General features: G+C 43.6%; 14 protein-coding genes and 1 tRNA gene. 10 read left to right on the top strand and 5 right to left on the bottom strand.

The window, feature by feature from the left end; all coding sequences use genetic code 11:
• Positions 1–59: 59 nt before the first annotated feature.
• Positions 60–713: a DUF1080 domain-containing protein gene (locus DW205_RS02215; protein ID WP_005868394.1), complete on the bottom strand. Its 654-nt coding sequence runs from the start codon at positions 711–713 to the stop codon at positions 60–62.
• A gap of 26 nt (positions 714–739) precedes the next feature.
• Positions 740–2,428 carry an energy-dependent translational throttle protein EttA gene (gene ettA, locus DW205_RS02210; protein ID WP_005856590.1) on the bottom strand — a complete coding sequence of 563 codons (1,689 nt, stop codon included), beginning with the start codon at positions 2,426–2,428 and terminating at the stop codon, positions 740–742.
• A 493-nt stretch (positions 2,429–2,921) separates the two neighbouring features.
• Between ettA and DW205_RS02205 the strand changes: the two genes are divergently transcribed.
• Positions 2,922–2,994 (top strand) — tRNA-Lys (locus tag DW205_RS02205).
• Positions 2,995–3,236: 242 nt separating this feature from the next.
• Positions 3,237–4,457 (top strand): site-specific integrase, encoded by a 1,221-nt coding sequence (locus DW205_RS02200; protein ID WP_005868395.1) that lies wholly within the window; start codon positions 3,237–3,239, stop codon positions 4,455–4,457.
• Positions 4,458–4,742: 285 nt separating this feature from the next.
• Here the strand turns inward: DW205_RS02200 and DW205_RS02195 are convergent, their stop codons facing one another.
• The 3 genes from DW205_RS02195 to DW205_RS02185 form a co-directional block, all read right to left on the bottom strand.
• A complete protein-coding gene (locus DW205_RS02195) occupies positions 4,743–5,036 on the bottom strand; it encodes a helix-turn-helix domain-containing protein (protein ID WP_005868396.1) in 294 nt (97 codons plus the stop codon).
• An 80-nt stretch (positions 5,037–5,116) separates the two neighbouring features.
• Complete coding sequence (locus DW205_RS02190) at positions 5,117–5,410, bottom strand: DUF3876 domain-containing protein (RefSeq protein WP_005868398.1); 294 nt, start codon at positions 5,408–5,410, stop codon at positions 5,117–5,119.
• Positions 5,397–5,711, bottom strand: a complete 315-nt coding sequence (locus DW205_RS02185; protein ID WP_005868400.1) for a helix-turn-helix domain-containing protein — start codon at positions 5,709–5,711, stop codon at positions 5,397–5,399. The genes DW205_RS02190 and DW205_RS02185 overlap by 14 nt, the downstream gene beginning before the upstream one ends.
• 577 nt (positions 5,712–6,288) lie before the next feature.
• On the opposite strand from DW205_RS02185, the gene DW205_RS02180 reads away from it, so the two are divergent.
• The 8 genes from DW205_RS02180 to DW205_RS02145 all read left to right on the top strand — a co-directional run bounded on the left by DW205_RS02180 (position 6,289) and on the right by DW205_RS02145 (position 12,102).
• On the top strand, positions 6,289–6,915 hold the full coding sequence (locus DW205_RS02180; RefSeq protein WP_002560569.1) for a TetR/AcrR family transcriptional regulator: 627 nt from the start codon (positions 6,289–6,291) through the stop codon (positions 6,913–6,915).
• A complete protein-coding gene (locus DW205_RS02175) occupies positions 6,912–7,169 on the top strand; it encodes a hypothetical protein (protein WP_005868401.1) in 258 nt (85 codons plus the stop codon). Before DW205_RS02180 ends, DW205_RS02175 begins: the two co-directional genes overlap by 4 nt.
• Entirely contained in the window at positions 7,166–7,369 is a 204-nt protein-coding gene (locus DW205_RS02170; protein WP_005868403.1) for a hypothetical protein, read from the top strand. The genes DW205_RS02175 and DW205_RS02170 overlap by 4 nt, the downstream gene beginning before the upstream one ends.
• 144 nt (positions 7,370–7,513) lie before the next feature.
• The gene (zupT, locus tag DW205_RS02165; protein WP_005868405.1) at positions 7,514–8,329 is read left to right on the top strand and encodes a zinc transporter ZupT; all 816 of its coding nucleotides are present in this window, start codon (positions 7,514–7,516) and stop codon (positions 8,327–8,329) included.
• 190 nt (positions 8,330–8,519) lie between these two features.
• Positions 8,520–9,173, top strand: coding sequence for a class I SAM-dependent methyltransferase (locus DW205_RS02160; protein WP_005868409.1), 654 nt, complete (start codon positions 8,520–8,522; stop codon positions 9,171–9,173).
• Positions 9,125–9,409, top strand: a complete 285-nt coding sequence (locus tag DW205_RS02155) for a DUF1858 domain-containing protein (RefSeq protein WP_008778327.1) — start codon at positions 9,125–9,127, stop codon at positions 9,407–9,409. Before DW205_RS02160 ends, DW205_RS02155 begins: the two co-directional genes overlap by 49 nt.
• A 48-nt stretch (positions 9,410–9,457) precedes the next feature.
• Positions 9,458–9,733: a hypothetical protein gene (locus tag DW205_RS02150; RefSeq protein ID WP_005868413.1), complete on the top strand. Its 276-nt coding sequence runs from the start codon at positions 9,458–9,460 to the stop codon at positions 9,731–9,733.
• A gap of 29 nt (positions 9,734–9,762) precedes the next feature.
• Positions 9,763–12,102 carry a TonB-dependent receptor gene (locus DW205_RS02145; RefSeq protein ID WP_005868415.1) on the top strand — a complete coding sequence of 780 codons (2,340 nt, stop codon included), beginning with the start codon at positions 9,763–9,765 and terminating at the stop codon, positions 12,100–12,102.
• The last annotated feature ends 18 nt before the right edge of the window (positions 12,103–12,120 follow it).

Raw genomic sequence — 12,120 nt, 5'->3', positions numbered from 1 at the left:
TTTAATACTATTTAAAAGATTCCGTTTAATTATTACAGATGCGCCGGAAACGGCTCCGCTTACCACTTGGTGAGGGTTACGTTTCTGAACTCAACCTCCTTACCCTCGCTCTGTAGCCCGATATGGCCTTCCTTCACCTTGTTGGTTCCGGTGTTCTGGTATACGCCGTTGATGTAAACGGTGATGACGCCGTCTTTCACGAAGATGTTCGCCTCGTTCCACTCTCCGGCGGGCTTCTCGCTAGACGGGTTCACGTTCTTTACGACAGGGAAGAAGGGACGTTCCTCTCCCGGGCGTTGCTGGTACTCGACAAGGTCGGAGCCTCCCAGCAGTACGAACAATCCGGCCCTCCCGGCTTGCAGATTACACTCGATCCCGTTCGGGAAGGGGTTCTTTAGGTCTGCGATATGCAGGAAGATACCGCTGTTCGCGTTGGAATCCCCATTCGGCCAACGCCATTCCACGTGCAATTTATAGTCGCTGTATTTCTCCTTGGTGTACATATAGCCGAAAGGCTGGCCGGTGATGAAGATCTTACCGTCGCGTACGGAATAGACCTGATCGGCGGGGACGGAGTTTTTGTCGACTACGAAATTCCAGTTAGACAGGTCTTTCCCGTTGAACAGTTTCTCGGTCTTCTGTGCGTTCGCCCCATTGGAGAAACAGAAGAGGGAGGCGGCTAATACAGCCAAAGATAGCATTCTTTTTTTCATGGCATTAAACTCTATTTATAGTATGATTAATCAACGATTAGTTTGCGATAGCGTACCCGTTTCGGCTCGGCGTCGCCCAATGTCTTACGTTTGTATTCCTCGTACTCGGAATAGGTCCCTTCGTAGAAGACCACGTTGGAATCGCCCTCGAACGACAGGATATGCGTACAGATACGGTCCAAGAACCAACGGTCGTGAGAGACGACGACGGCGCAACCGGCGAAGTTCTCCAGACCCTCCTCCAAGGCACGTAGCGTGTTCACGTCGATATCGTTGGTCGGCTCGTCGAGCAGCAATACGTTAGCGTCCGCTTTCAGCGTCAGCGCCAGATGCAGGCGGTTACGCTCTCCTCCGGAGAGTACGCCGCATAGCTTCTCTTGATCCGCTCCTGCGAAATTGAATTTAGACAGGTAAGCCCTTGCGTTCACCTCCTTGCCACCCATACGGATGAATTCCTGTCCGCCGGATACGACTTGGTAAACGGTCTTTTTCGGGTCTATATCCTTATGGGTCTGGTCGGCGTAACCTACTTGTACGGTCTCGCCCACCTCGAAGGTCCCCTTGTCGATGCTTTCCATGCCCATGATCATCTTAAATAAGGTAGTCTTACCGGCACCGTTCGGCCCGATGACTCCCACGATACCATTCGGGGGAAGCATGAAGTTCAAATCATCGAACAGCAGCTTATCGCCGAACGCCTTCGCCACGTGCTGTGCCTCGATCACCTTATTGCCCAAGCGAGGGCCGTTCGGGATGAAGATCTCCAACTTAGCCTCACGCTCCTTCTGGTCCTCGTTCAAGAGGGCCTCGTACGAGTTCAGACGTGCCTTACCCTTGGCGTGACGGGCCTTCGGCGCCATATTGATCCATTCCAGCTCACGCTCCAAGGTCTTACGGCGCTTGCTGACTTGCTTCTCTTCTTGAGCCATACGCTTCGTCTTCTGGTCTAGCCAAGAGGAGTAATTACCCTTCCAAGGGATACCCTCGCCACGATCCAGCTCAAGGATCCATCCGGCCACGTGGTCTAGGAAGTAACGGTCGTGCGTGATGCAGATAACGGTACCGGCATATTGTTGCAGATGTTGCTCCAGCCAGTCGATCGACTCGGCGTCCAAGTGGTTGGTCGGCTCATCCAACAGCAATACGTCCGGCTGCTGGAGCAGCAATCGGCAAAGGGCCACCCGGCGACGCTCGCCTCCGGACAACGTATCCACCACCTGATCTTCCGGCGGACAACGCAAAGCGTCCATGGCACGTTCCAGACGGCTGTCGAGGTTCCATGCGTCCGTAGCGTCGATCTTGTCCTGCAACTCCGCCTGACGGTTGATCAAGGCATCCATCTTATCCGGATCTTCCAGCACCTCCGGATCGCCGAATCGCTCGTTCACCTCCTCATATTCTTTCAAGGTGTCCACGATCTCCTGCACGCCTTCCTGCACGATCTCCTTCACGGTCTTGCCCGGCTCCAACTTAGGATCCTGCTCCAGATACCCTACGGAATACCCGGGGGAGAAGACCACCTCTCCCTGATAATCCTTATCGATACCGGCGATAATCTTCAGCAACGTAGATTTACCGGAACCATTCAATCCGATGATTCCGATCTTCGCCCCATAGAAAAAGGACAGATATATATTCTTTAAAACCTGTTTTTGAGGCGGAAAGATCTTGTTCACGCCTACCATCGAGAAAATAATCTTCTTATCGTCTGCCATATAATTTTTTGTGTGTTAATTGGTTCCTTAACTTAAAATAATGGTGTACAAATCTACGTAAATATCTTTTATTTTACAAATGAACAAAGATCATAGGTATCAGATATCTACCGATTGCCAAGTTTGGCGTGTGGAGATTACTCGGTTCAATTCTCTTGTGCAAGAAGCCGGTAGATATGCTATTCCTCGGAAGTTGAGCTTTAGCGTTATCATAAATGAGGGTAGGAGAGGTTGTGCGGCGTTGTGGTTAGGACTGTGCGATCATGTGGCTTTAGGTTGTGTGATCCTAACGATTTAGGATTGTGGTTCGTCTTCGTCTCGTGAAGATATGTAACCGGTTTATGCATGATGTAATACGTGATGTAAAGTGCTTATATCTTGTTTCTTGCATTTGCTCCCCATGAAAAAACTAAAATTTACCCCTCTTGAAATTTGTATAATAAAATAAAACCCCCTATCTTTGCACTCGCATTACAAAAGTAACGCACAGGATGATTCGCTAGCTCAGCTGGTAGAGCACAACACTTTTAATGTTGGGGTCCTGGGTTCGAGCCCCAGGCGGATCACTGAAAACAAAAGAAAAATCAAGCAAATCCCTGATAATCAGACATTATCAGGGATTTCTTTTTTCTGGCAGATAGCAGAAAATAGCCGTTTCAAGCATATTGTTGGTGTGCAAATCGTGGTACATAAATCAGGCTGAAAAAAGTCCCACGATTTAGCTTCTTTCTCACTGATTCATAGCATTTTGCATGGTCGTACTTTGGAAGAGAATACATAGTTTTGTAACTCTAAAAACGATGTAAAAATGGCTAGAAAAACCTTCAATGTGCTATTCTTTATCAAGAAAGCCAGATTATTAAAGAATGGAGAAGCACCCGTGTGCATGAGAATTACTGTAAACGGCTGTATGGTAGATGTTTTAGTAAAAAGAAGCTGTCCTGTAAATCTATGGAATCAGGCAAAAGAAAACTCCAAAGGAAAAGATCGTATGTCGGTGGAACTGAACCACTACTTGGAAATCACACGCTCTCGCATACACCAAATTTATAGAGAACTGGAATCCACAGGTAAGACTATTACAGTCGATCTTATGAGAAAGCTATATTATGGGGTGGATGAAGATAGTAAAACGCTATTGCAAGTATTCAGAGAGCATAACGAACAAAGCCGTAAGCTAATCGGTAAGGACTTCGTTAGTAAGACCGTTCAACGGTATGAAACCACTACCCGATATTTAGAGGAATTCATAAAGAAAGAATATCAATTATCTGATATTGCCCTAAACAACTTGGAAGCCAACTTTATTTCTAAGTTCGATGCTTTTTTGAAAATTGAAAAAGGTTGTGCGCAGAATTCAGCTATCACCCGATTGAAGAACTTGAAGAAGATTATCCGTATTGCTTTGGAAAACGACTGGATAAAGAAAGATCCGTTTGCTTACTATCGCTTCAAACTGGAAGAAACCGATCCTGAGTTCCTGACGATGGACGAGATTAAAATTATTCTTGCAAAAGAATTCACGATTAAGCGAGTAGAACAGGTACGTGACGTTTTTATCTTTTGCATTTTTACTGGATTGGCGTTCAGCGATGTGAAAGATTTATCACCCGAACACTTGGTAAAAGACAACAAAGGGGAGCTTTGGATAAGAAAGAACCGCCAAAAGACAAAAATCATGTGCAACATTCCTGTGCTGCCTGTAGCAGCTTCTATACTTGATAAATATAAGGATGTGGCAGAGTGTACCGGAAAACTTTTACCTGTATTGTGTAATCAACGCATGAACAGTTATTTGAAAGAAATTGCCGATGTGTGCGGAATTCATAAAAATCTTAGCACTCATACGGCCAGACATAGCTATGCCACTTCCGTGTGCCTTGCAAATGGCGTAAGTATGGAAAATGTAGCCAAGATGTTAGGTCATGCAGATACCAGCGTGACGAAACACTACGCACGGGTATTGGATCAGAATATTCTAAAGGATATGCAGAAAGTGAATAGCTGCTTGTCGGAATTGGCTATATAAATAAGGCAGTAGCCAATATAGAAAAAAGGATTGGGAATAATGAACTTCATTTTCTCAACCCTTTTCTTTTAAAGTAAGTTTTCCAGAACCCAATATGAAGCATTGACAAAGGTAATTTCCGTATTTAGCCTGTTCAAGTCCAAGCCTTCGGTTTAGATAAAAATCTTCCTCTCATTGCATTTCGAGCGTATTTTTATCTAAAGACTTGCACAGACTAAATACTTCACTGGAAAAGTCAATGATTCAAATTAAATTCCGAAAAACAATGTTTTTGTGAGTGGCAGATTATTCTTTCCAACTTTCAAAATAATGCTTTTGGAGCAGTTTATCAATATCACTTTGCCGATAGATGATTTTACCTTTTATCTGGATAAAGGGGATTAAGCCTGTATCTCGCCATTCTTGCAGGGTTCGCAGGCTGACATTCAGTTTTTTAGAAACCTCATGATTGGAAAGAAAACGTTCTCCGTTCAGGTGGGGCTTATAGTGCTTGACAATTGATTCAATACCGCTTAGCATTGAGTCGAGCGAAGAAATAAATTCTTTGACTTGTGGTGTATCTTTATTTATTAATTCCATGATTGAAAGATTGTTTTATTGAAATATTGATTTTAAGATGGCTAGATAGCGAATCAGTTAGAGATTAACTGGTCGATTGATTAGTTACGCAGATAGTCACCCAATGACGAAAGGTTTAGCACATCTTTCGCTGGATCATAATCTATGTAAATCCGTTTAGGAGCAGGAGCAATAAAATACTGGCTACCGTCTTTCTGTATTTCATAAGTAGAGGGTGAAGCCTGTTTGGTGGTTTCCGATACATATATAATAGAAAGAAGATACTCTTTGTCGTTCCGATAGATGATAACCGTAGGATTCAGATTAACACTTTCCCATGTGCCGACAATGGAAAACAAGTTGAAGGACGGATAATATTCTTTAGTTCTTTTCATAAGGCTTGATTTGTTTGGGTGACTGATTTTGTGTTTCACTGTCCGCAATAATTCTTTCAATATCGGAAGACTTATAATAAATCTTGCTCCCTATTTGAGAATAAGCCAGTCGCCCACTACTTCGGTAATATTGCAGCGTTCGCTTGCTCAAGCCTAACAACAGGCACACTTCCTGACTATCCAGCCAGTTTTCTACTTTTTGAGTATGACTGCTGCACAAACTCTCTATCCGTTTGGCAAACTCCGTGAAGCTCTCGCAGACATACGAAAATGTTCTTTTTTCGATGGTTACTACTTCCATACATTTAATTTTTAATGGTTAATAAAACGTGTTGATTCTATTTTCATCGGCAAATGAAAGAAGAATCAAGAGCCGTTTTCTAAACTGTCCGAGAGTGGTATAAAAAGACTGTTTATGGCAAAATGACACATGAATAATTTATTAGTCATAATACTCTTGCGGCACAACTATCAAAATGAATCCGAGTTAATTAATGGCGACAAGCTAAATAGATAAAAGGTAGAATGACAGAAAAGAGAAGTTTTATATGATACATTTTTAGCATATTCGATTAATCATTACTAAAATGGGAATCATGAAAAGATTAAAGTAGTTTTTACACATGATTTATAACCTGCGTATTAACAATAGCCATGGAAAGAGGTCAGAATAAGAATAACAAGAGGATACAGTAGAGGCAATACACGTACTTATGACTATGGTTTGGCGTGAAGTGGCTCTGCTGATAGTTACATACCCTTTTTTGTATCCCTACAAATAGGGATTGTTTTATAGAAAATACCCATTTGTATGGATTGTTTTATTTTTGAAATACAACGTACTTTGTATTCTAATAACAGGAACTACGTTCTGACCTATGCAAACAACAAAAGAATATACACATAAATTATTGTTGGAAACAGCAAGGAGAGCCTTTTTCAAGAAGGGCTTTAAGGCTGTGTCTATGCGTGAAATATCCAAATTGTCGGGTATCGGTCTGAGCAACATCTACAATTATTATCCTTGTAAGGACGATTTGTTGGCTGACGTGTTGCATCCGCTTTTGGAGGCGATGAACAGTATGCTGGAAGATCATAATCGCCCGGAGGCCTTTTCTTTGGATGTCTTTACCTCCGAAGAATATCATCGCTCATCCATGAAGGAGGTAATGAACATCGTAAGACGGTATCGTGAAGAATTTAAGTTACTTTTTTCATCTATCCAAGACTCTCGTTTCAATGATTATTGGGAACAATGGATTAAAAGAAGTACAGTAATGGGTATAGAATATATGGAAGGTATGAAAAAGCTCTACCCTGATCTGCATACCGATATTTCTCTATTCTTTATGCACTTCACCTGCTCATGGTGGGTTAATATGATGAAAGAGGTGGTGCAACATGAAGAGCTTTCCAGTGAAGAAATTGAATGTTTTATTGGTGAGTATATCCGCTTTAGCACAGGAGGCTGGAAAAGGCTCATGAATGTAAAAATAGAAAGATGAAAACAAATAGAAACATCCACACATCCTCCTGCCTACAATGCAACCCTTGTGGAAGCGGTTGTACAATTGTGGACAATCGGATTTCTTTCGTATTCGATTCGGAAAAGAAGCACTTTAGCCATCTTCTGTTCGACCCGACACCCGTTGCTTGCATGGGCAGATGCGGCAGGTCTTGTCAAGCAGGATTTCGCTTGGTGCAGGAGGCTAAATACCGCACCACTTCGGTAGAACAACTAAAAACAATCAATATATGAGTATCACCAACATCATCTGTAACGGCGAAATAACGCTTGTGCAAGGAGTAAACGGACTTTTCCTCTGCGAGGAATCGTGGGTAACACAAAGCAGAAAATCCGCTCTGCCCAGAGAGGCTTTGAACAAAGAGACTATTAGAATTAAAAAAGAATGCATCGATATTGAACGTCCAGAGACTGATTTTCCAGACTTAACTTAGTAACAGATGTATGAAACATCCCATTTTTAATAATAATAATTCATCGTATCAAGCGAGTCGCCTGCAAAGAGCGACTCGCTTTGTTTTTGAACAAAATAGATTTTCGTTCTCTTTTGAAGTACTAACTCCCAATCTGTCATAGCCATGTCACAACAAGTATTTGTTCCATTTCTTCTGACACTGTTTGCCGGTATATCCACCGGCATAGGCAGTGCCATTGCTTTTTTCGCCAAACGCACCAACACGTCGTTTCTTTCTCTATCGCTGGGCTTTTCGGCGGGAGTCATGATTTATGTATCGTTTGTCGAACTGTTTACCTCTTCTGTGCAAACACTTGTGGAGATGCACGGCAAATCAGAAGGAACGTTTTATGCCACGCTCTCTTTCTTCGGGGGTATCGTGTTGATATTGCTCATCGACAAGCTAATTCCTCGCTACGAGAATCCGCATGAAATGCACCGGGTGGAAGAAATGAGTGAAAAAGCGAAAATACAATTAGACGTGAAGCCCAAATTGCTACGTGTTGGCATGGTAACAGCCTTGGTGCTGGCTATCCACAATTTCCCGGAGGGTATGGTTACGTTTCTTGCTGCCCTAAAGGATGTGAACATTGCCATACCCATTGCCATCGCCATTGCCATACACAACATACCGGAGGGTATTTCGGTATCCGTTCCTGTTTTTTACGCTACAGGCAACCGCAAGAAAGCCTTTTGGTTCTCGTTTTTGTCTGGATTGGCAGAGCCGGTGGGAGCCGTCATAGGCTATCTCGTGCTGGCTCCGTTCCTCGACGACAATGTGTTCGGCATCATCTTCGGCATGATTGCTGGCATCATGGTATTTATCTCGCTCGATGAGCTGTTACCCGCAGCTGAAGAATACGGTAAGCACCACCATGCCATCTACGGTTTGGTGGTAGGCATGGCGGTCATGGCACTAAGCCTGCTGATGCTGGGTTAGCAAGAAGAAGTAATATAGAAACAATAAATAAAAAACAGAAAAAGATATGCATACATCTCACACTTACCACTGTCATGAGCACGATGCTCACAAAGAGCATACTCACGGGCGTATATTTTTTAGGTATCGCGCACAGCAAATAATAGACATATCATATTAGTAAGAAAAGACTTAAAAACAAAGAATAATTATGAGCATAATAAAAAACATCTTTCAAAACTTCCGCAAACCCAAGAATAGCTTTATGGGCAGGTGCATTGTGAAAATGATGAACCAAGGGCATAACCGGATTTCTCTTTGGTGCATTGACAACTTCGTAAAACTTTCCGGTGGCGAAACGGTGCTCGATATCGGTTGTGGCGGTGGGCAAAACGTAGCTAATTTCATCAAACGAACTCATGGATTAGTTTGCGGCATGGATTATTCACCCACGTGCGTGGACATTGCGAGTCGCAAGAACAAGGCGGCTATCAGTCAGGGACGAGCATCTATAGTAGAGGCGAATGTTTCAAACATTCCTTTTGACGATAACCGCTTCGATATTGTAACCGCTTTCGAAACTATCTACTTTTGGAATGATATAGTGGAAAACTTCAAGGAAGTATTGCGTGTATTGAAACCCGAAGGAAGGTTCTACATCTGCAACGAGGCATGCAGCGAGGAAGGCAATGAAAAGTGGGTGAGGAATATCGACCTGCGCATTTACTCACCCATAGAAATACAAAGAATGCTGGAACAAGCGGGATTTATAAATGTGACCTACGACATCTCGCCGGAGAGCCAATCGCAACGAATATGCGTGCAAGCGACAAAACAACCGATGATGAAACCAATAGACAGATGAGCATCAATAAATATACCCCGATACATCGGGTTCTGACTACCTATCCGCAGTTGATTCATCGACTGGTGAAACGAGACAGTCGTTATGTTTCTTTAATCAATCCTGTATCAACTTGTACGTTGGGGCATTGCACTACTATTGAGAGCATTGCCTTTACAGTAGGAGACGATATGGAGACTCTTCTCACATACCTCAAAGGAGAAATGGAACGAGAAGATATACAGTTCAAATATTGAAAATTACTACTAATAACTGCCCGAAAGGGCACAAAACAATATCGATTTATGCTTATACTTTATAACAAAGCAGCCCGCAAAAATCTTTCCAAGCCGAAGGAAGCTGCCAAATGGTATCCCGTGCTACGTTCTACGGGTATGTTGAAAGAACGTGAAGTGCCCAAACTCATTGCTGACAAAACGACACTCAACCCCAAAGAGGCGATCGCCAGAATAGAGTTTAAGGATGTTGAGGTACTTACACAAAAAGTAACCGAAGGAAACTCTTCAGGTACAACTCCTATAGTCGTTTCCACGCCGGAAGCTCCCGATCCCAGCATTTAAGGAGAAACCAACAATCATATAAATAAACAATGAAACAGAAAGTACTATTTTCTCTATTGATACTGATGCTCATGAGCATCAGTGTATCCGCCCAAACAGGTGGGGGGCGGATTGCGGGCGTGGTCATCGACAACACTGACGAAGATCCACTGCCCGGAGCAACCCTCTTTATTGAGGAACTGAAAAAGGGCGATGTAACCAACAAATATGGCGAGTTCTCTTTTTCAGACATTCCTTTCGGTACTTATACATTCACCGTGAAGTTTATGGGCTATCAAACAGCAGTCCAAAAAGTAACCGTAAGTAAAGAGAATGTAAAGAAAACTATTATCCGCCTGAAAGCCGAAGTCAAATCGCTGGACGAAGTGGTGGTGATGGGCAAAAGTGAAGCCCGCAAGATTCGGGAGCAAGCCATGCCGGTAACGGTTTACAGTATGAGCCAGTTACAAGGTACAGTAAATAGCGTAGAAGATATTCTGACTAAGACCGTAGGCGTAACCATTCGTTCGCAGGGAGCAGTAGGCAGTGCCTCGCGTATCTCTGTTCGCGGCTTGGAAGGCAAGCGTATTGGATTCTTTATAGACGAAGTACCGATGAACGATAATTCCGATTTCATCGACATCAACGATATACCCATCGACATGATTGACCGCATTGAAATATATAAAGGTGTGGTTCCAGCCAAGTTCGGTGGATCTGCCGTGGGGGGTGCTGTAAATATCGTGATTAAAGAGTATCCACCTCGTTACTTGGATGCTTCGTATTCGTTCGGTAGCTTCAATACACATAAAGCAAGTAGCGTCTTCAAGCGGAATCTGGTCAAACAAGGAATAGAGTTGGGGGCAGCGTTGTTATACACCCATTCTGATAATGACTATCGTATGGAATTGCCTCAGAACAAAGGTAAGTTCATAAAACGCGACCATGACAAATTCAACCAATCGGGGGGAGGGATATCGATGAAAGCCCGTAAATGGTGGTTCGATCAGATGGAGTTTGAACTTGAATTTATCCGAAACAGCAAGCAGATACAAGGCGTGGTAGAGAACATACGCTCTGCCGAAAGTAGTGCCGGAGCTTACAACTTCGCCATTGATTTACAGAAAGACAATTTCCTACTCAATGGACTTGACTTCAGTAGCGGCACGGGCTATGCCTATTCTCAATACAACTTTGTGGATACAGCTAGGCTTCGCTACGACTGGGATATGAATCCTTATCCGCCTGTTTCGGCTTACGGAGGAGAAATAGGAGTTTTACCCTCTGACATGAAAATGCGTAAGCATACCGTGGGAAATAAGACCAATCTCAATTACATCATCAATGACCGGCACTCCATCAACCTCAACTCATTATTCAAATGGGCATTGGGGAAGCCCTCCGATCCGTTGTTGGATAAAGCGGTGGGGCGACAGATAAACTTCGACTCACACATGACGAGCTGGGTATTAGGCTTGGGTTACGACTATAAATCCCCCAATGACAAATTCCTCAACTCGCTGACGGGTAAGTATTATTACTATTCCATGAATACGAAAATAGGAGATGTTTGGAATTCCGTACCCAAAGAAGTGGATATGCAGCAGCACGATTGGGGTGTAAGTGAAGCCTTGCGCTACCGCTTCACCAAAGAGTTGTTGGGGAAAGCCTCCGTAAGCTATGATGTACGACTACCGACAGATGCCGAACTCATTGGCGACGGCTTCCTTATTGCTCCTTCGGGCGACTTGAAACCCGAAAGAGGAACTAACGCTAACATCGGATTGATGTACGATAAAAAGATTGGTTCCGGATTGTTGCAGGTGGAGGTAAACGGATTCTTCTCTTACCTGCAAGATATGATACGCTATACGCGCAACTTCGTGCAGGGCAGATACACTAATTTCGGTGAGATGCGTACCTTCGGTGTAGAGGCAGAAGTCAAAGCAGATGTTACACGCTGGCTTTACGGATATGTAAATGCCACGTTTCAAGACCTTCGCGATACACGTAAGTACGAACCAACGAGTAACGTTCTCAATCCGTCGAAGGGATTGCGTATGCCTAATATTCCCTATTTCTTAGCAAATGCGGGGGTAGAGTTTCACAAAGAGAATCTCTTCGGAGGGAAAGGTCAGAATGTAAGACTATTTACCGATGCTTCATTCGTAGAAGAGTATTTCTTCGATTTCGAAGTAAGTCAATATCAAGAGAAACGCATTCCGCGCTCTTTCAAGCTCGACTTGGGATTAGAATACTCCATCATGAACGGTGGGCTTACCTTCTCGGCAAAAGCATCCAACCTTACGAATGCCCGCCTGTTCAGCGAGTTTAATTACCCGCTTCCCGGCAGAGCCTTTACCGCACGTATCAGGTACGTGCTGAAATAAAGCTAATCACAATTCAAT

Origin of the sequence: Parabacteroides sp. AM17-47, assembly GCF_003434625.1 — a bacterium.
GTDB lineage: Bacteria > Bacteroidota > Bacteroidia > Bacteroidales > Tannerellaceae > Parabacteroides > Parabacteroides distasonis.
This window is presented reverse-complemented; position numbering and strand designations above follow the sequence as displayed.